We start from the raw sequence: 20,606 nt of genomic DNA on the forward strand, positions 1-20,606 counted from the left end.
CGGCTGGGGTTCAAGGTTTTCTACGGGGACGCGACCGGGCTCCAGGAGCAGTTGCTGGCCGGCGACCGCACCGCCAACCATGCGCATCATGACCACGCCTGGGGCACGCGCACGCCGGTCACGGCGGCAGAAGGGGAGGCACCGTCCTGACACCGTCGCGTCGGTATTCGGTGTCCCCATCGTTTCCATCGCGTTGCACCCGTTTGCCTGTTATACTCTCTCCCCATGGCCCACGAATCGATCTCCATCCGCAACGCCCGCCAGAATAACCTGAAGAATCTCGATCTCGACCTTCCCCTGGGCGAGTTGATTGTCGTCACCGGCGTTTCCGGTTCGGGGAAGTCGTCGCTCGCCTTCGATACGGTCTACGCCGAGGGGCAGCGCCGCTACGTGGAGACCTTTTCCCCCTATGCCCGTCAGTTCCTGGAGCGGATGGACCGCCCGGCCGTGGACCGGATCGACGGGATTCCTCCGGCCATCGCCATCGACCAGACCAACCCGGTGCGCACCTCCCGCTCCACCGTGGGGACCATGACGGAGCTGAACGACCACCTGAAGCTCCTGTTCGCCCGGGCCGCGCGGCTCTTCTGCCGCGGCTGCGGCCGGTCGGTGCGGCGGGACACGCCCGAGAGCATCGCGGATGAGCTGCTGGCGCGGGATGCCGGCGCCGGGACCGCCGTGCTGGTTACCTTCCCGGTGCCGGTGCCGGCCAATTTTTCCACCGACGAGGTGAAGGGGTTTCTGGCCGGTCAGGGATACACCCGCATCCACCGGGAGGAGGAAGGCATCCTGGAGGTGATCCAGGACCGCACCCGCCTGGCACCGGCGAACCGTTCCCGCCTGGTGGAGGGGATGGAGGCGGCGCTGCGCGTCGGGCACGGGCGGGTGTTCGTCCGTCCCGCCGGCGAAGGTTCCGTGGCGGAACCGTGGCGCTTTTCCAGCGACCTCCACTGCCCGGACTGCGACATCTCCTACCAGGACCCGGCGCCCCACCTCTTCTCCTTCAACTCGCCGGTGGGGGCCTGCGCCACCTGCCGGGGGTTCGGCCGGGTGATCGGCATCGACCCGGGTCTGGTGATTCCGGACGAATCCAGGTCCCTGGCGGACGGGGCCGTGAAGCCGTGGCAGACCGAGAGCTACCGGGAATGCCGGGACGACCTGATCTCCTTTGCCGCTCAACGGGGGATTCCCGTGAACGTGCCCTGGCGGGAGCTGACAGCGGAGCAGCGCCAGTGGGTGATCGAGGGGGAGGGCTCCTGGGAGGACGGGCTCTGGTACGGTGTGCGACGCTTTTTCGACTGGCTCGAAACCAAGAGCTACAAGATGCACATCCGGGTCCTCCTCTCCAAGTACCGGGCCTACACCCTCTGCCCCGCCTGCGGGGGGGCGCGGCTCTCCCCCGATGCGCTCCTGTGGCGGCTCGGGACAAAGGATGAGGCCGACCGGGTCCTGCCGCCGGAAGCGCGGTTCCGCCCCCGGGGGCTGGCGTTGCCCGATGAGGTTCTACGCCACCTCCCCGGCCTCACCATCCACGATGTCATGCTCCTGCCCCTGGAACGCTGCTCGTCGTTTTTCGGCGGCCTGGCGCTGCCGGCCCCCCTGGACGAGGCGGCGGAGCTCCTTCTGCGGGAGATTCGCGCCCGCCTCGGCTACCTGGGGGAGGTGGGGCTCGGCTACCTCACCCTGGACCGCCAGTCGCGTACCCTGTCCGGGGGCGAGGTTCAGCGGATCAACCTGACCACGGCCCTGGGGACCTCCCTCGTCAATACCCTCTTCGTGCTGGATGAACCCTCCATCGGCCTCCACCCCCGGGACATGGGGCGGGTGATCGGCGTGCTGCGGCAGTTGCGGGACGCGGGCAACACGCTCCTGGTGGTGGAGCACGACCCCCAGGTGATGCTTGCGGCCGACCGGCTGCTGGACATGGGTCCGGGGCCGGGGGAGCGGGGGGGAGAGGTGGTTTTCTTTGGGACGCCGGGGGCGATCCTGGGGGAGAAGCGGTCGCTGACCGGCCAGTATCTGGCGGGGGAGCGACGGGTTGCAGAAAGTCCCCCTTTGCGAACGGCGGATTCAGGGGGATTTGAAGTGGGAACGAAATCCCCCCCGGCTCCCCTTTCGCAAAGGGGGGAGTCGACCGGCCACTCCGCCCTCGAAGTCCTCGGCGCCGCCGCTCACAACCTCACGGGGATCGACGTCCGCATTCCCCTGAACCGTCTCGTCTGCATCACCGGCGTTTCCGGCTCGGGCAAGTCGACCCTGGTGCAGGATGTGCTCCACCGGGGGCTTCTGAAGCTGAAAGGGAAACCGACCGAGCCGCCGGGGGCGCACACTGCCATCCGTGGTGCGGAGCTGATCGGCGACGTCGTATTGGTCGACCAGTCCCCCATCGGCAAAACGACGCGATCGAATCCGGCCAGCTACGTGGGGGCCTTCGACGCCATCCGCAAGCTCTTCGCCGCCGAGCCCCTGGCCAAGGAGCGGGGCTATACCACCGGCACGTTCAGCTTCAACGCCGGCACCGGCCGCTGCCCTTCCTGCGGCGGCAACGGCTTCGAGCACGTGGAGATGCAGTTCCTCTCCGACGTCTACCTGCGCTGCCCCGACTGCGACGGCCGTCGCTACCGGCCCGAGGTGCTGGAGGTGCGGCTCGTGCCGGGAGGGGGCGGGCGCCCCCTGTCCATCGCGGATGTGCTGGAGATGACCGTGACCGAGGCGGTGGCCTTCTTCGCCGATCAGCGGGAGGTACTCCGGCGCCTGGAGCCCCTGGAGGCCGTGGGGCTCGGCTACCTCCGCCTGGGCCAGCCGGTGCCGACCCTTTCCGGCGGTGAGGCCCAGCGCCTGAAGCTCGCCGGCCACCTGGCCGAAGTGGGGGGACGGAAACGCACGGGGGCGGGGAACCTCTTCCTGTTCGACGAGCCCACCACCGGCCTCCATTTCGAGGACATCGCCCGGCTCCTGGCCGCCTTTCGCCGGCTGCTGGAGGCCGGGGACTCCCTGGTGGTGATCGAGCACAACCTGGACGTGATCAGCGCCGCGGACTGGCTGATCGACCTGGGCCCCGAGGGGGGCGATGCCGGGGGGCGGGTGGTCTGCGCCGGGACACCGGCCCAGGTGATGGCGTGCCCGGAAAGCCATACCGGTCGAGCCTGCAGGAGTACGGGGAGGAACTGGCCGCCCTGGTGCGGGTATCGACGCAGCCGACGGCGGAGGCGCTCCCCGCCGTGGTGCCGGACCGGTCCATCCGCATCGTCCATGCCCGGGAGCACAACCTGAAGAATGTCACCATCGCCGTGCCCCGTGACCGCTTCACGGTCATCACCGGCATCTCGGGGAGCGGCAAGTCCACTGTGGCCTTCGACATCCTCTTTGCCGAGGGGCAGCGGCGCTACCTGGAATCCCTCAACGCCTACGCCCGCCAGTTCGTCCAGCCCGCTGCCCGCCCCGACGTGGACGCGGTCCTCGGCATCCCGCCCACGGTGGCCATCGAGCAGCGGACGAGCCGGGGCGGGCGCAAGAGCACCGTGGCAACCATGACGGAGATCTACCACTTCCTCCGGCTCCTCTTTGTGAAGCTCGGGGTCCAGCACTGCCCCGACTGCGGCATTCCCATCACCCCCCAGACCCCGGACGCCATCGCGGCCCGGCTCCTGCGGGAGTTCAGGGGGAAGCGGGTGGCGCTCCTGGCAACGCTGGTAACGGCCCGGAAGGGGTACTACACCGACCTGGCCACGTGGGCCGCGGGCAAGGGCTTCACGCACCTGCGGGTGGATGGCGTCATGACCCCGGTGGAGCCCTGGCCACGCCTCGACCGGTTCCGGGAGCACGACATCGACCTGCCGGTGGGGGAGATCACCGTGTCGGCCAAAGGGGAGGGGGAACTGCGGCAGCTTCTCGACCGGGCCCTGGCCTTCGGCAAGGGGGTGGTGCGGGTGGCGGTGGCGCACGCCGACGCCGGCAGCCAATCGAAAGCGGAGTTACTCTTTTCGACGCTCAGGGCCTGCACCTCCTGCGGCCAGAGCTTCCCCGAGCCCGACCCGCGCCTCTTCTCCTACAACTCCCGCCACGGCTGGTGCCCCCGTTGCTTCGGCACGGGGCTGGAGATTCCCGGCTTCGACGCGGAGCAGACCGGCGAGGAGATCTGGTGGAACGAGTGGTTCGAGGGGGAGGAGCGGACCTGCTCCGCCTGCCGCGGCGCCCGGCTCAACCCCGAGGCCCTGTCGGTCCGTTTCCGAGACCGGAATATTGCCGAGCTGACGGCCCTCACCGTGATCCAGGCTGCCACCTTTATCGCCGAACTGGGTCTTGAGGGGCGGGAGGCGGCCATCGCCCGCGATATCGTGGCCGAGATCACGACGCGGCTTGCCTTCCTGGGCGAGGTGGGGCTCGGGTACCTGTCGCTCGATCGGGCGGCCCCGACCCTTTCCGGCGGCGAGGCCCAGCGGATCAGGCTGGCGGCCCAGCTGGGCTCGAACCTGCGGGGGGTCTGCTACATCCTGGACGAGCCCACCATCGGCCTCCACCCCCGGGACAACCGGATGCTGCTGGACACCCTGAGGAAGCTGGAGGGGAAGGGGAACACCATCGTGGTGGTGGAGCATGACGAGGAAACCATCCGCCGGGCCGAGCACGTCATCGACCTGGGCCCCGGCGCCGGCGTCAACGGCGGCCTGGTGGTGGCCGAAGGGACCCTGGACCAGATCATGGCGGCCCCGGACTCCCTCACGGGGCGCTACCTGGCCGAACCCCTGCGCCATCCCCTGGTGGAGCGGCGACCTGCGCCGCCGCCGGAGGAACCGGCCATCCAGGTGCTGGGGGCCACCCTTCACAACCTGCGGGAGATCGACGTGTCCTTCCCGCTCCGGCGTCTGGTCTGCGTGACCGGCGTCTCGGGGAGCGGCAAGAGCACCCTGGTGCGCAACGTTCTCCACGCCGGGCTCCAGGGGCTTCTGGCCCACGGCAGGGGAGCCCATGCCGCCGCGGGGTGCCGGGAGATCCGGGGCTGGGACCAGCTCAGCCGCGTGCTGGAGGTGGACCAGACCCCCATCGGCAAGACGCCCCGCTCCTGCCCCGCCACCTACGTGGGGTTCTGGGACGCCATCCGGAAACTCTACGCCGGCACCACCGAGGCGCGGCTGCGGGGGTACGGCCCCTCCCGCTTTTCCTTCAACGTGAAGGGGGGGCGGTGCGACGAGTGCGAAGGGCAGGGGGTGAAGACCATCGAGATGAGCTTCCTCCCCGACGTGAAGGTGGCGTGCGAGGTGTGCGGGGGGCTGCGCTTCACCCCCGAGACCCTCATGGTCCGCCACCGGGGTAAATCCATTGGCGACCTCCTGGCCATGAGCGTGGACGAGGCAGTGGAATTCTTCGCCGCCCACCGGTCGATCCTCCACCCGCTCCAGCTCCTGCAGGACGTGGGGCTCGGCTACCTGACCCTGGGCCAGCAGAGCCCGACCCTTTCCGGCGGCGAGGCCCAGCGGATCAAGCTCGTTACCGAGCTGGCCAAGGCAAAGCCGGTGAAGGATGCGCTCCGGGCGCCCCGCACCGCCCCCCACTCCCTCTACATCCTGGACGAACCCACCATCGGCCTCCACATGGCCGACGTGGAGAAGCTGGTCCGGGTCCTGCACCGGCTGGTGGAGGCGGGGAACTCGGTCATTGTCATCGAGCACAACCTGGACGTGATCGCCGAGGCCGACTGGCTCATGGACCTGGGGCCCGAGGGGGGTGACGGCGGCGGGAGGATCGTGGCCCGGGGAACGCCGGAGGAAGTGGCCCGCATGGGGGATGTGTCCCATACGGGGAGGATTCTCGGGGAGTTTTTGCGGGAGCGGCGGCGCGCCGGTCCATCAGCGTAGCGGTAATGTCATGGGGAGGCCGGGCCGTCCGGCGGTTCCGCCCCCCTGTTTTTTCATGGTCAGGGAGGTGTGCGATGGATGTTCGGGTGATGCTGGTGGACGACGAGGCAATGGTCAGGGCCGCCGTGGAAGACATGTTCCGGGTGAAGGGGGGCGCCATCACGACCGCTGCCGGCGGCGAAGATTGCCTCGCCCAGCTTGAGGCGGGATTCCGGGGGGTCATCCTGATGGATGTGATGATGCCGCGCATGAATGGCTGGGCCACGATCCGCGAGATCGTGCGGCGGGGGCTCTACGAGGGGAACGTCATCATCATGCTCACGGGCATCGGGGAGCCGGACAGCCAGATGGAGGGGCTCCAGGAATATGTCAGCGATTTCCTGGCCAAACCCATCGACCCCCGGCATCTGTACGAGGCCGTCCAGCACTACCGCCTGCTCCTGGCGGAGGAAGCCGCTCCCCATGTTTAACGGCAATATCGTTGTCATCGGAGTTTCCACAGGCGGCCCCATCACCCTCAAGACGCTGTTTTCCACGCTGCCCCGGCTGGAAGCCGCCGTTATCGTGGTTCTTCACATCCAGCCCGGCATGGACGAGCGGGTGGCCCTGAGCCTGGCCAAGGTGTCCGTCATGCCGGTCAGCCTGGCCAAAGACGGTGAATACCTCCGGACGGGCCATGTCTACCTGGCCCCGGGCGGATGCCATCTGGCCCTGGAGGGAAACCGCCGGATCATGCTGGTCAGCGGCCCACGGGTGAACTATGTCCAGCCGTCCGCCGACGTGACCATGAAATCGCTGCAGCGGTCCCGCAGCAACGTGTTCGTGGGGATCGTGCTCACCGGCATGGGGAACGACGGGGCCGAGGGGATCCGTCACATCAAGTCGATCGGGGGGATCACCATCGCCCAGGACCGGGAAACGGCGTCGGTGTACGGGATGCCCCGCTCCGCCATCGCCACCGGGGCGGTGGATTACGTGCTCCCCGACGTGAAGATGGGCAAGCTGATCGAACGTCTGGTGAACGGGGAGTAGCGGTCAGGGCCGCTTGAGCGAGGGGCTTGCCGGCCTCGGGGAGGCAGGCCGGTGTCGGTCATGGGGTTCCCGCCTCCTCATCGCCCATCTCCTCTTCCAGGGTCTCCGGGTCTTCGTCCGCCTCCAGGCGCCCCATGGCCTCATCGAATGCCGGGCCCAGGTTCATGCCCGTGGCCTCCTGGAATTTCCGCATGAAGCGGGCCATCTGGCGCGGATCATCCTCGTTCAGTCCCTCCATTTCGTCGGCAAGGCTCCTCATGGCCCGTTCCAACTGTTCCTCGTCCAGGTCGGGCATCCCGTCCAGGGGCTCGTCCGGCCGGTTCCGGGATATGGCGAAGCGCGATACCCGCCGGTCGAGCCCCGGTCGGCCGCACCGGGGGCAGGCCGGGCTCGCCGTGGTGTCCACCCGCCGGGCAAGGAAGTTGAAAACGGTATGGCAGTCGGCACAGTAGAATTCGTAGACCGGCATGACGGGCCTCCTGGTTGCGGGCTCCATGATCGCCCAGCACGAACGCTAATGATTTCCGGCCGCCAGATCAAGGGGGCATGAATGGCCAATCCGGTGGTATACTTAACGAAGAGGACGATGCCTGGAAGGGAGGTTTGCCATGACCATCGAGACGATCAAAGCATGGTGCACGGTGGAAGAGGCCGTAGCGAAGTTCGGCGTGGAGCGGGCGAAGCTCCTGGGATGGGTGGAGGACGGGCTCGTCCGGGCCGAGGAGGAAAAGGGCAAGGTGGTCCGGCTCAACATGGACGATGTGGAGCTGAAGGTTGAGGAGATGACCGGCCTCTGAAGCCGGTGGTCCGGTCCGGCAGCATAGAGAAGGGGCGCCGTCCTCCCGGGAGCGGCGCCCCTCGTGCGTTGGGCCGGAGCAGGCTACACCGCCAGGTCGATCTGCTGCACGGTGCCGACAAATCCCTTCCCGCCCACGAAGATGCCGGTGCTTCGCACCGAGCCGAGGAGTTGGTTGTCGCCGTCTTTCAGGTCGAAGGGGGTCGATTGGTTGCCGAGATAGATGGCCCCGATCCCGGCCCGGGCCAGGCCGGTCAGGGTGCCGGCCGAGGTGGCGGATGCGCCGGTCCATACCGTGAGCTGGCTGAAGACGGCGTCCCGCTCGTCGATCCAGCCATTGCCGTCATCGTCGTAGGCGGCCAGTTCGGCGAATCCCTCGCCGGTGGTGGGGCCGAAGAGTTCGCTCCCGTTGTTCACGACGCCGTCGCCGTTGCGGTCCAGGGCCAGGTAGCCGCTGCCGGAGCCCAGGGAGGCGATCCGGTCCGCGGTGCCGTCCGCATCCAGGTCGAAGGAGAAACGGAGATCAGTCAGTTCCGCTGCCGTGCCGTTGAAATTGATGACCAGGGGGTCCTTTTTCACCGCATCGCCCGCTCTCAGGCTCACGCTTGTTTCGCTGAAGTGCTCGCGCTCCATGAGCATTCCCAGGTCGAAGCGGATTTCCTGGCCGTCGGCGGTCCGGATCACTCCCGACGCGGCAAAGGCGGTGCTTTCGAATTCGTAGCGCGATTCGTAGAAATCGTACTCGATGCCGAAGCCGGCTCGCCCGTCATCCCCGGTGCCGGCCGGGGCGGTTCCTTTTCCGTCAGTCGCGTTGGCGGCCTTTTTCGCCTCTTCCATGTCGAAGACCCTGATCGAGCGGCCGGTCAATTGTTCGATCAGGTCTTTCAGCAGTCGCAGGCGGGGCTCCAGGGTGTCCTCGGCGCAGCCGCACCCCGTTTCTTCGGTATCTTCCGCGGCCTGCTTCTTCTCCGCGTTGCGGGCATGCGCCTCCGCCGCCCTGCTTCGCTCCGAGAGATCGACTCGGTCCGGGCCGAGGCCGATCCCCCGCCCTTCTCCTTCGAAATCCGGCCGCTCGTCGCCGACCCACATCTTCAGCGACTCCTTCCGCTCGTACCGTTCGATGGATACGCGGCTGCTGCCCATGGTGACGTCCGATCCCGCAATGACCATCCCTGCCTCCTTTCGTCCCTGGGGCGCGGCTGCCTGCCGCGCCGTTCCGTTCCCGCCGCCCGTCCGGGCCTGCCGAAACCCTGTCCCGCTCCCTGGCATACTGCCTCGCATTGAACGTATCGGACAAATGCCGCCGGACTTGAGAAATCATTTACGGGGCGGTATGGTACGGTACACTTGAATGGCCGCTGCCGTCCTGACGCGCACGGCTGCGGGGAGGGCACATGGAACAGTTGAGCGTACAGGGGCTCGTGCGGCTCATGGGGGCAGGGGCAAATCTGGTGTGCGTGGTGACCGACAACGAGCGGCGCACCGAGGCCATCGTGGGGCAGGCGACGGCCCGGCTCAAGGGGGCGGGTTCACCGCTGGTCTGGACCTGCACCGACGGCTTCACCCGCGACGGCACGGTGGTGCCCGGCACCGTGGACCCCGTGGCGGCCCTGGATCATGCCTTGGCTCACCCGGCACCGCTGATGATCCTGTTCAAGGACCTTTCCTGGTTCTGGAGCGACAATCCCTACGTCATCCGCAAGCTGAAGGAATTCGCCGTCCGTGCCCGGGGGAAGGCGGCCGTGGTCCTGGCCAGGGATGAGTCGGTGCCGGCGGAGCTGCGGGAGGATATCGTCGTGCTCGGCCAGGGCCTGCCGGGGATCGGGGAGATCACCGCGTTCCTGGAGCAGCTCAAGGGACGCGAGCAGGTGCTGGCCGCGGCTTGCTCCGGCCATCCCGGGCTTATGGATCACCTGGTGGTGGCGGCCCAGGGGCTCGACCTCGTCGACATCGAGCGGGGCGTGCGGGCCCTGCGGAACGTCCCCGATGCTGCCGGTCACGAGATGGTGCGCTCCCTGTTCGAGACCAAGCAGGCCGTGATCCGCCGTAGCGGCATCATGGAGTTCGTGGCCAACGATACCGCGCCGGAGCAGGTGGGGGGGATGGAGAACCTGAAGGCCTGGATGGAGCGGCGCGAGCGGGCCTTCGGCCTGGAGAGCATCGCCTCGGGCGCGGCCCTGCCCAAGGGAATCCTCATGATGGGGATTGCCGGCTGCGGCAAGTCCCTGTTCGTGAAGGCCATTGCGGCCCGGTGGCGGCTGCCGCTCATCAGGCTCGACATGGCCGCGGTCTACGACGGCAGTTTCGGCACCCCTGAATCGAGCCTGCGCAAGGCATTCCGCACCGCCGAGGCCGTTGCCCCCTGCGTGCTCTGGATCGACGAGATCGAATCGGGGATCTCCGTGCAGGGGTTCAAGGCCGAGGGCGGGCCGGCATCGCGGCTGCTGGGGTCATTCCTCACCTGGATGCAGGAGAAGAGGGCGCCCGTCTTCGTGGCGGCCACGGCCAATGCCATCGAAATGCTGCCGGCCGAGATCATCCGCAAGGGGCGCTTCGACGAGATCTTCTACGTGGGGCTCCCGGACGCCGGCGCCCGGGAGGATATCTTCCGCATTCACCTGGCACGGCAGAAGGCGGATAGTGCGCGGTTCGACGTGCCGCTCCTGGCCGGCTCCACCAAGGGGTTCTCCGGCGCCGAGATCGAACAGGCGGTGCTCTCCGCCGCCTTCGAGGCCCGGGCGGACCGGCGCACCCTGACCCAGCAGGACGTCATCGTTACCGTGAGCCGCACCGTGCCGCTCTCGGTCACCATGGCCGAGCAGATCAAGAAGATCGAGGCGTGGGCCTTCAAGCGGGCCGTGCCGGCGGCGGGCAAGTTCTAATCTTCAATTTCGGGGCGTTTCATGCTTTCAGGCATCTCCGGCAACGTGCTCATCCTGGGGATGGTCAGCTTTCTGACCGACGTCTCCAGTGAGATGATCTATCCGCTGCTCCCCCTCTTCCTGACCACCGTGCTCGGGGCAGGCCCTGCGTTTCTCGGGGTGATCGAAGGGGTGGCCGAATCGACCGCGGCGCTGCTGAAGCTCGTCTCCGGCATCGTGTCCGACCGGACCAGAAGCCGCAAGGGGCTGGTCCTGGCCGGGTACGCCCTGTCGAGCCTGGCACGTCCCCTGGTGGCCGCGGCCACGGGGCCGGCCGCGGTGCTGGCCGTCCGTTTCGCCGACCGGGTGGGGAAGGGGGTGCGGACCTCGCCCCGGGATGCCCTCATCGCCGATTCATCCGATTCCACGGTCCGGGGGAAGGCCTACGGCTTTCACCGGGCCATGGACCATGCCGGAGCCCTCGTGGGGCCCCTGCTCGCCACCCTGCTCCTGGCCGGCGCCGCCCTGGACCTGCGGACCGTGTTCTGGCTCTCGGCCGTGCCGGGGCTCCTGGCCGTGCTCCTCATCATCCTGCGGGTCCGCGACGTGGAGCGGAAACGGACCAGCGACGGAAGCATTCTGGGGGCGGTGCCCCGGGGCGGGCTCCGCCGGTACCTGGCCGTCCTCGTCCTGTTCACGCTGGGCAATTCCTCCGATGCCTTCCTGCTGCTGCGGGCGGGCCAGTTGGGGGTTCCACCGGCGCGCATCCCGCTGCTGTGGGCCTTCTTCCACCTGGTGAAGATGCTGGCGTCCACCCCCTTCGGCGCCCTGTCGGACCGGATCGGCCGCAGGCGGGTCATCGTTGCCGGCTGGGCAGTCTACGCCCTCTCCTACCTGGGGTTTGCCGCAGCCGCATCCGAGCCGGCCTGCTGGCTGCTCTTCGCCGTCTACGGCACCTTCTACGGCATGACCGAAGGGACCGAAAAGGCGTTCGTGGCCGATCTCGTCCCCGCCGAGGCCCGGGGCGGCGCCTTCGGCTGGTACCATTTCGCCGTGGGCGTGGGGGCGCTGCCGGCCAGCGTGCTCTTCGGCCTGATCTGGGAGAGGGCCGGGCAGGGGGCGGCATTCCTTTTTGGCGCGGGGCTGGCTGCCCTGGCGGCGGTCCTGCTGCTCGCCCTGGTGAGGGAGGCTCTGCCTGAGGAGCGGAATTCGCGGGCCTTCTGACCGCGCACCCCGCTTGACAACGGGCGCGGGCAATCTATCATGTTCAAATATTCAGATGCACTTCCCGCATGGCATCGCGGAAGGCACAATTCAACTGGAAACGAGGTCCCGACATGAAACATTCGATCGCAGTAGTCGCCGCCGTGGTGGCGGTTGGTCTGTCGTTCGGCGTGGCGTCCGCAAAGGGTAAAGGCGACAAGGACCTGAAGCGCGGCGAAGAACTGTTCAAGCAGCACTGTGCCGTGTGCCATCCGAGGGGGGCAATATCGTGAATCCCCAGAAGCCCCTTGGCAAAGAGGCCCTGAAGGCCAACAAGATCACGTCCTGGAAGGATATCGTCAAGACCATGAGGAATCCGGGGCCGGGCATGAGCGCCTTCGATGCCAAGGCGATCCCTGACAAGGATGCCAAGCTCGTGGCCGAGTATATCCTCAAGACCTTCAAGTAACCGGGAAGCCAGGGAAAGGATACTGACATGACGATCACCGGACGTCTGCTGTCAGCCGTCGCTGCCCTTGCGTTGACGGCGGGAAGCGTGCTGGCCGCCGAGTGGGTGGTGCTCGACGAAGACCCCATGCTCTCCACCTTCTACTATGACTCGTCCTCTGTGAGCCGGGACAAGGAGGGGATGGTGTCCGTCTGGACCAGGGCCATCTATTCCGAGGAGGGCAAGGCCGACGCCCTCGACACCATGGGCAATCCTCCGGCGTTCAAGGACCTGAGCCATACCCACTTCCTCTACACCATCGACTGCCAGGCAGCGAAATCCCGCCTGGAAAAGGTCATGCACTTCGACGACAAGGCTGAACCCATCAAAGAGTACAACCTCTCGGGCAAGACCGACTGGGAGGCGATCGATGAATTCACCCGCCTGGGGCTTCTACAGGAAGCCGTCTGCCGATAGCTGACAACGGAAGCGGAGCCGGCCTGTCCGGGCCGGCTCCGCTTCGCGCCTCTTCCGTAGCTTCCCCCCTCACTTCGTGGTCCGCTTTCGTGTTGCCAGTTTTTGGCACCACTCTCGCCAATTCGCCATTTGACGATATCCTGGGCCAATATTTTGACTTTGTCGTTTTTCGGCAGTACGGGGTGACGTTGTTCTGTGACGGTTTGCCGCTGGTTGTGACCATTCTTTGTTTCTTCGCAGTTTCAGCGCGTTATTTCCCTGGTGTAAAAATATCTAAAGTTGTCACCATGCCCGCCGATATCAACTTCTAGTAGTTGATTGTCCCGGTATGGAATTGGCCCGTCTTTTGCTCCTTAGGGCTGAAACCTTGTATATGAAGTTTTTTTTTGACCCGAAAATGTAAGCAAGCGCTTACATAATCAGCCCACCGGGAGGGGCAATGGGAGTTGTCAAAGGCGGCAAGCCGTTTGATTCGTGCAATGCGACCCATGAGCGGATTCTCGAAACGGCCCTTGGTCTGTTTTCGACCAGGGGGTACCTGGGCGCCACGACCCGCGAGATCGCCCGTCAGGCGGGCATCGCGGAGGTGACGCTGTTCCGCCATTTTCCCTCCAAAGTAAAGCTTCTCGAAGAAGCGATCACCCGTTACTCCATGTTGCCGTCGCTGCGCGCATTCGTACCCAAAGCGCTCGCCATGCCCTACGAAGAGGCGCTGACCGCCATGGCAGAGATCCTTCTGGACACTCTGGTTCAGTTGAAGGACTGGCTGCGGATCATGCACGCCGAGGTGCAGCGTTCGCCGGAGAAACTGCTGGGCATCTACCACACGTTTTTGGACGAGCTGTTCGAAGTGATCGCGTCCTACTTCCGTGAGCTGCAGAAGACGGGCTCCATCGGCAGCTTCGACCCGGAGCTTGGTGCGCGGGTTTTTCACGCCATGTTCTACTGTTTTTTCAATATCGAAGAGGTACTGCTGCGCAAGCAGTACCGGCCCACGGACCGAGAGAAGGCCGTGCGGGAATTCGTACGGATGTTCGTCCACGGCACGGGCGGTATCGGCCGTACGGACTATGCCAGGGCATCGTAACCGCGCTGATCAGACGCGCCAAAAGTGATCAACGGTTGTGATAGGGACAGGAGACGGCCGAAGGAGGTGACGCCAGCAGCCGCCGTGATCCTGCCGGAACAAAGCTTCGAGTTGCAGATAGAATGGAGAAAGGAGGTCCACTTAATGGGAATCAAAGGGTTCACTCGACTGCTCCTGCTCGGTTCCGTGCTGACCGCGTCCACGGCCTGGTCCGCAGAGATCCACGGCAGGAGCTCGACCCAGTTGCTCTGGTTCAACAACTACTTCACCGACCAGAGACAGGTAGAACTGGGTGAGTACCTGCGGCTGTCGGTCACGAACCTGGACAAGGCGGGCAAGGCCTCTTTGTTCGGCTACGGTCGGATGACGCAGGACCTGAACAACGGAGAAGGGTTCAACAGCAGGCTCTACTACCTGTACGGCGAGTACCGGGGACTGTTCGACAAACTGGACATCCGCCTGGGCCGTCAGTTCGTCAACCTTTCTGCAGGCACGGCCATCATCGACGGCGGCCAGGTTGACCTGAACAACGCCGGCCCTGTCGGGCTGACGGTCTTCGGGGGCCGGAACGTTATTTTCTCCCTGGATGAGGAAAACGGCCATGGCGGCGACCTTGCCCTGGGGGTATCGGCCTACCTGAACGGGTTCAAGTCAACGGACCTGGAAGTAAGCTGGTTCCGCAAATGGGACGACTGGAACATCGCCCGTGACACCTTGGGTGCCAGCTTCAAGCAGTACCTGTTCAACAACCTGCGGGTTTACGGCAACACGCGTTACGACGTGATATCCGAGACCTTCAGCGAAGTGTTGGCCGGAGCCAAGTACTACCCCACCTCGAACCTGATTCTGACGGGAGAATGGTACCAGAGCTACCCGGTATTCGACGCCACCTCGATCTACTCCGTGTTCGCGGTAGACCGGTACCAGGAAGCCGTATTCCGGGCCGACTACACCATCACCGACCAGATCGCGGTGCACGGCGGCTACACCCGCCAGTGGTTCGAAGGGGGCGCCAACGGCAACATCTACCAGGCAGGGCTGAGCGTGCGTCCGGTAGAGCCCCTGCAGCTCAACTTCGAGTACGACAACAACCAGGGCTACAACGGCAAGACCCACGGCTTCATTGCCGATGCGTACTATGACGTGACCAAGAACCTGCAACTGTCCGGCGGCATCGCCTACGACACCTACCAGCGCGACGTGATGTCCGACGACGAAATAGCGCGCCTGTACTGGGGCGGCTGCAAATACCGGCTGGCAAAGAACATGTCGGCGTCCCTGCGCGTCGAAAACAACGTCAACGCCGCCTATGACAACGACGTACAAGGTCGTTTCGTCTTTGACTACGACTTCTAGAAAGGGGGGGAATCCGTGAAGAAATGGTTTATCGCACTCTTGCTCCTGACGGTGTCGGCCTTTACGGTCCAGATGGCACTGGCCGACAAGATGTCGCACAAGGAGTACGCCACCACCCCCATCGGCGAATGCAACGCATGCCACAAGGGTGAAGGCATCGCCCCCAACCATGACGCCGACTGGGTTCGTGGTCACCGGGTAGTTGCCAGCCGTGCGGGAAAGAACTGCGCCGACTGCCACGTCCAGCAATTCTGCCTCGACTGTCACCAGGGGGGCGGGATCGAAGCCGACCTGTCGACGCGGACCTTCATGAGGGACTACGTACCGAAGAGCCACCGGAGCAACTTCCTGAGCATTCACCCGACCAAGGCCCTGGACAACCCTCAGAGCTGCACGCGTTGCCACGACCAGTCTTACTGCAACGAGTGCCACGCCCGGTACCCGAAGGGGTCCCTGCGGATCAAGTCACACCTGATGCTGGGACCGAACGGTCAGAAGTACAGCCCCGGGCTGGGCGAGCACGCCATCGAAGCACGCCGCAACCTGCAGTCGTGCCAGACCTGTCACCCTGAAGGGGATGTGTGCATCCAGTGCCACTCCAGCGGGAAGACGAACCCGCACCCCAGGGGTTGGAACAGCATCAAGAACAACTACAAAGACCGGGCCGGCAGCAGAACGTGCACCAAGTGCCACCTGCCGGGCACGTACTAATTGAGAGCACCACACACCACAAGGAGGAAATGGCATGAGTAGAAAAGCAACAAGGTATTCTGCTGTGCTTGCGGCTTCGTTGTTCGCAGCGGCGCTTGCCGGCTGCGGCTCCGAAAACAAGGAGGGTTCGATCGGAACCGGCCCCGGCGGCGTGGCAACCGTGGGCGACACCGCCTGCGTCCAGTGTCACAGCGCCGTAACCGAAGCACTGACCGGCGAGAGCATCATTACGCAATATCAGAAGAGCTCCCCCCACAACAGGGCAGACCTGGGCTGCGAAAGCTGTCACGGCGGCGGTGCCCAGCATAACGGCGTAGGTCCGATTCCGTTCGCCCATCCCGACGCCAACCGTTGCGCCGACTGCCACGACGGCACCACTGCCGTGGCCACCAACTCGAACACCGCATTCGCCGGGTCGCGGCACAACACCCAGTCTGTCCGGGACAGTGCGAACTGCAAGCGCTGCCACTCCCACGAAGGTGCGATCCTGTCCAACATCTATGGCCTGACCGGCGACAACGCCACCATTACGAATGTGGACTACATAAACAGGGTGCCCCTGGCGTCCAACTACACCCAGATTTCCTGCGCCACCTGCCACGAGCACGGCGGCGGCCTGCGCACCATCAAGGCAATCGACGGGTCAGGCAACCTTGTGAACTGGGACCCCAACAACAACCGCCGGATTGACCAGTTCGACCTGTGCACCAGTTGCCACACCCTGTACAACTACAACGGCACGCAACTCCTGGCCGGCGGTAATCCCCTCAACGGCGTTGCAACGGGAGTCAGCCTGCATGCCGCCACCAGCGCCAGGTGGTACGGAGTTCTTGCCACGACCCACTTCGACAACTATTCGACCGGTCCCCAGGCCGGTGCCGGCGCCAGTGGCACCAACACCAAGGTTGAAGGTTACGTCCTCCGTCGCACCGGCGCCAACCCCTGCTTCGACTGCCACGGTCACGAATCGAAGACCAACACCAGAAACGAAGCGTCCCGCGGTCCGACGATCCATACCGACTGGGCCCAGTCTGGCCACGGCGGCGGCCTGCTGACCGCCAAGTACGCCGCAGTCGCCGGCAAGAGCGGCACCGCAGCCGTCACCGCCGCCTTGAACGCCTATGTGGACGACGCCACCGCCGTCGCCTGGACCCACTACAACTGGGATGCGAGCAGCCGCGGTTCCTGCCAGCGCTGCCACACCGCCACCGGCGCAGCCAACTTCATGAGCAATCCGGCCACCTACAAAGCGGACGGCTCCGGCAACAACTTCTCGCACCTGCAGGGCTGGAACGCCACCAACGGCTCCAAGCAGAACGAGCTGCTCTACTGCTGGGGCTGCCACACCAACGCCGGCACCGGCGAGCTGCGTAACCCGGGTGCCATCACCGAGACCTATTCCCCGGGTACTCCTGGCGACCCGGCAACGGTGGTTGCCTACCCGAACATCGGCAAATCAAATACCTGCATGACCTGCCACCTCGGCCGCGAAGTCGGCGACGTCATCAAGAACGACCAGGATGCCGACGGCGTCCGCGGCTTCATCAACTCCCACTACCTGGCAGCCGGCGGCACAGTGTTCGGCAAAACCGGCTACACCTTTGGGAACAGGGATTATGATTCAACCCCCAAAGGCTTTGTGCACGATAAGCTCGGCGTTTCCGCAACCGGTAACGCAGCCGCGGATGCCTATATCGCCCAGAACGGACTCAGCACCAGTGGTCCTTGTGCGGCCTGCCACCTGGGCAGTGAGAAGCTTGGCGCAAAGACTTCTCACACCTACAGCCCGTTCAGTGAGTATGCGGCCGGCGACGTCGCGCTCAATCCGCTTTGCGTAACCTGCCACACCAGCCGCGGCGCCGGCAGCAATGCCAAGTCCGCATGGTTCGAGGCCACCTGGAAGACTCGCTCCGATGCAGCCCTCGAAGCCCTGAGAGCTCAGTTGGACAATCGGGGAATGTACTTCTTCAATGCCCATCCGTACTTCTATCAGGGAGCCGGCGGTTCCGGCGGCGCCTTCACCAACTGGGCCGGCGTGTTCGGGTTTGCCGAATGGAAAGATGCCATGGGCACCGCCTTCAACTACAACCTGCTGGCTCACGATCCGGGCGCCGTTGCCCACAACCGCTACTATGTAAGACGGCTTGTATACGATTCGATCGACAAGCTCGACGACGGCATTCTGAACTACAGTGTCTCGGCAACACTCAATGCTCTTGATGGAGCGGTAGCAACGTACAAAAACGACGCTATTGCTTTCCTCATTAACAGCGCGGGTACTGCTGGCACTGCCTCCGAGCGCTATTGATCGGAAGGCAGGGATAGCATTGTAGCGGTAGCACAGGAAGGCCCCGGCGACGTACTGCCGGGGCCTTTTCTTATGTGGCCACAACCGCGCCTACAGCAAACGGCTGATCTGGGCTGCATCGACTTTCCCCTCGATATATCAGGATGAGCACATTGGATAAGAAACTGTCCGACTGAGAACAGTTGTCGGCCGTTTTTCTCATTATCGTATTCTCATGCAGTTTTTTTAGACTAATTTACTGTGAAAATTTGACAAAATGGCAACCCGCTTTAAACTCATTCCCATTAGCTCATGAGTTGCTCCGGCTGACTGCCTTTACCGCCTGTTCCGGCTTCCAGCCGCAGGAGCCTTGCTAGCTTCCCCCTCTTCCGAGTGTTTAGTGCATTATGGAGACGCGGCCTTCCATGAGTGAAGGTTGTGCGCAGGTCCCACAGATGGGACGACGGACAAGGAGGTTGCCTTGCCGTGCTCGGTTGCCAAAGGTGAAGGTCCATTCGATCCGTTTACCGCGACCCATGAGCGGATCCTCGAAACGGCCCTTGGTCTGTTTTCGACCAGGGGGTACCTGGGCGCCACGACCCGCGAGATCGCCCGTCAGGCGGGCATCGCGGAGGTGACGCTGTTCCGCCATTTTCCCTCCAAAGTAAAGCTTCTCGAAGAAGCGATCACCCGTTACTCCATGTTGCCGTCGCTGCGCGCATTCGTACCCAAAGCGCTCGCCATGCCCTACGAAGAGGCGCTGACCGCCATGGCAGAGATCCTTCTGGACACTCTGGTTCAGTTGAAGGACTGGCTGCGGATCATGCACGCCGAGGTGCAGCGTTCGCCGGAGAAACTGCTGGGCATCTACCACACGTTTTTGGACGAGCTGTTCGAAGTGATCGCGTCCTACTTCCGTGAGCTGCAGAAGACGGGCTCCATCGGCAGCTTCGACCCGGAGCTTGGTGCGCGGGTTTTTCACGCCATGTTCTACTGTTTTTTCAATATCGAAGAGGTACTGCTGCGCAAGCAGTACCGGCCCACGGACCGAGAGAAGGCCGTGCGGGAATTCGTACGGATGTTCGTCCACGGCACGGGCGGTATCGGCCGTACGGACTATGCCAGGGCATCGTAACCGCGCTGATCAGACGCGCCAAAAGTGATCAACGGTTGTGATAGGGACAGGAGACGGCCGAAGGAGGTGACGCCAGCAGCCGCCGTGATCCTGCCGGAACAAAGCTTCGAGTTGCAGATAGAATGGAGAAAGGAGGTCCACTTAATGGGAATCAAAGGGTTCACTCGACTGCTCCTGCTCGGTTCCGTGCTGACCGCGTCCACGGCCTGGTCCGCAGAGATCCACGGCAGGAGCTCGACCCAGTTGCTCTGGTTCAACAACTACTTCACCGACCAGAGACAGGTAGAACTGGGTGAGTACCTGCGGCTGTCGGTCACGAACCTGGACAAGGCGGGCAAGGCCTCTTTGTTCGGCTACGGTCGGATGACGCAGGACCTGAACAACGGAGAAGGGTTCAACAGCAGGCTCTACTACCTGTACGGCGAGTACCGGGGACTGTTCGACAAACTGGACATCCGCCTGGGCCGTCAGTTCGTCAACCTTTCTGCAGGCACGGCCATCATCGACGGCGGCCAGGTTGACCTGAACAACGCCGGCCCTGTCGGGCTGACGGTCTTCGGGGGCCGGAACGTTATTTTCTCCCTGGATGAGGAAAACGGCCATGGCGGCGACCTTGCCCTGGGGGTATCGGCCTACCTGAACGGGTTCAAGTCAACGGACCTGGAAGTAAGCTGGTTCCGCAAATGGGACGACTGGAACATCGCCCGTGACACCTTGGGTGCCAGCTTCAAGCAGTACCTGTTCAACAACCTGCGGGTTTACGGCAACACGCGTTACGACGTGATATCCGAGACCTTCAGCGAAGTGTTGGCCGGAGCCAAGTACTACCCCACCTCGAACCTGATTCTGACGGGAGAATGGTACCAGAGCTACCCGGTATTCGACGCCACCTCGATCTACTCCGTGTTCGCGGTAGACCGGTACCAGGAAGCCGTATTCCGGGCCGACTACACCATCACCGACCAGATCGCGGTGCACGGCGGCTACACCCGCCAGTGGTTCGAAGGGGGCGCCAACGGCAACATCTACCAGGCAGGGCTGAGCGTGCGTCCGGTAGAGCCCCTGCAGCTCAACTTCGAGTACGACAACAACCAGGGCTACAACGGCAAGACCCACGGCTTCATTGCCGATGCGTACTATGACGTGACCAAGAACCTGCAACTGTCCGGCGGCATCGCCTACGACACCTACCAGCGCGACGTGATGTCCGACGACGAAATAGCGCGCCTGTACTGGGGCGGCTGCAAATACCGGCTGGCAAAGAACATGTCGGCGTCCCTGCGCGTCGAAAACAACGTCAACGCCGCCTATGACAACGACGTACAAGGTCGTTTCGTCTTTGACTACGACTTCTAGAA

General features: G+C 64.4%; 13 protein-coding genes and 3 pseudogenes. 14 read left to right on the top strand and 2 right to left on the bottom strand.

Annotated features, from left to right (window positions below; translation table 11 throughout):
• Nucleotides 1-225 precede the first annotated feature (225 nt).
• The 3 genes and pseudogenes from A2G06_03900 (at nt 226) to A2G06_03910 (ending at nt 6,887) form a co-directional block, all read left to right on the top strand.
• A pseudogene (locus A2G06_03900) lies at nt 226-5,855 on the top strand (excinuclease ABC subunit A).
• 74 nt (nt 5,856-5,929) lie between these two features.
• Nucleotides 5,930-6,325, top strand: coding sequence for a histidine kinase (locus A2G06_03905; GenBank protein ID ANA39650.1), 396 nt, complete (start codon nt 5,930-5,932; stop codon nt 6,323-6,325).
• Entirely contained in the window at nt 6,318-6,887 is a 570-nt protein-coding gene (locus tag A2G06_03910) for a chemotaxis protein CheB (protein ID ANA39651.1), read from the top strand. Before A2G06_03905 ends, A2G06_03910 begins: the two co-directional genes overlap by 8 nt.
• Before the next feature lie 79 nt (nt 6,888-6,966).
• Here A2G06_03910 and A2G06_03915 read toward each other — a convergent pair.
• Nucleotides 6,967-7,356, bottom strand: a pseudogene (locus A2G06_03915) (hypothetical protein).
• A 139-nt stretch (nt 7,357-7,495) separates the two neighbouring features.
• On the opposite strand from A2G06_03915, the gene A2G06_03920 reads away from it, so the two are divergent.
• On the top strand, nt 7,496-7,684 hold the full coding sequence (locus A2G06_03920; protein ANA39652.1) for a MerR family transcriptional regulator: 189 nt from the start codon (nt 7,496-7,498) through the stop codon (nt 7,682-7,684).
• Between the two features lie 83 nt (nt 7,685-7,767).
• Here the strand turns inward: A2G06_03920 and A2G06_03925 are convergent, their stop codons facing one another.
• Nucleotides 7,768-8,853 (bottom strand): hypothetical protein, encoded by a 1,086-nt coding sequence (locus A2G06_03925; protein ANA39653.1) that lies wholly within the window; start codon nt 8,851-8,853, stop codon nt 7,768-7,770.
• Nucleotides 8,854-9,077: 224 nt separating this feature from the next.
• On the opposite strand from A2G06_03925, the gene A2G06_03930 reads away from it, so the two are divergent.
• The 10 genes and pseudogenes from A2G06_03930 to A2G06_03975 all read left to right on the top strand — a co-directional run bounded on the left by A2G06_03930 (nt 9,078) and on the right by A2G06_03975 (nt 20,604).
• On the top strand, nt 9,078-10,565 hold the full coding sequence (locus A2G06_03930) for an AAA family ATPase (GenBank protein ANA39654.1): 1,488 nt from the start codon (nt 9,078-9,080) through the stop codon (nt 10,563-10,565).
• 21 nt (nt 10,566-10,586) lie between these two features.
• Nucleotides 10,587-11,768, top strand: a complete 1,182-nt coding sequence (locus A2G06_03935; GenBank protein ID ANA39655.1) for an MFS transporter — start codon at nt 10,587-10,589, stop codon at nt 11,766-11,768.
• A gap of 113 nt (nt 11,769-11,881) precedes the next feature.
• Nucleotides 11,882-12,216, top strand: a pseudogene (locus A2G06_03940) (cytochrome C).
• A 27-nt stretch (nt 12,217-12,243) separates the two neighbouring features.
• A complete protein-coding gene (locus tag A2G06_03945) occupies nt 12,244-12,672 on the top strand; it encodes a hypothetical protein (protein ID ANA39656.1) in 429 nt (142 codons plus the stop codon).
• A 439-nt stretch (nt 12,673-13,111) separates the two neighbouring features.
• On the top strand, nt 13,112-13,759 hold the full coding sequence (locus A2G06_03950; protein ID ANA39657.1) for a TetR family transcriptional regulator: 648 nt from the start codon (nt 13,112-13,114) through the stop codon (nt 13,757-13,759).
• Nucleotides 13,760-13,903: 144 nt separating this feature from the next.
• Nucleotides 13,904-15,115 carry a hypothetical protein gene (locus tag A2G06_03955; protein ID ANA39658.1) on the top strand — a complete coding sequence of 404 codons (1,212 nt, stop codon included), beginning with the start codon at nt 13,904-13,906 and terminating at the stop codon, nt 15,113-15,115.
• Between the two features lie 15 nt (nt 15,116-15,130).
• Nucleotides 15,131-15,826, top strand: coding sequence for a cytochrome C (locus tag A2G06_03960; GenBank protein ANA39659.1), 696 nt, complete (start codon nt 15,131-15,133; stop codon nt 15,824-15,826).
• A gap of 34 nt (nt 15,827-15,860) precedes the next feature.
• Entirely contained in the window at nt 15,861-18,134 is a 2,274-nt protein-coding gene (locus A2G06_03965; GenBank protein ID ANA39660.1) for a C-type polyheme cytochrome OmcB, read from the top strand.
• Between the two features lie 460 nt (nt 18,135-18,594).
• Nucleotides 18,595-19,248, top strand: a complete 654-nt coding sequence (locus A2G06_03970; protein ID ANA39661.1) for a TetR family transcriptional regulator — start codon at nt 18,595-18,597, stop codon at nt 19,246-19,248.
• A gap of 144 nt (nt 19,249-19,392) precedes the next feature.
• Nucleotides 19,393-20,604 carry a hypothetical protein gene (locus A2G06_03975; GenBank protein ID ANA39662.1) on the top strand — a complete coding sequence of 404 codons (1,212 nt, stop codon included), beginning with the start codon at nt 19,393-19,395 and terminating at the stop codon, nt 20,602-20,604.
• Nucleotides 20,605-20,606: the final 2 nt, after the last annotated feature.

The sequence above is a fragment of the Geobacter anodireducens genome (assembly GCA_001628815.1).
GTDB classification, from domain to species: Bacteria; Desulfobacterota; Desulfuromonadia; order Geobacterales; family Geobacteraceae; genus Geobacter; species Geobacter anodireducens.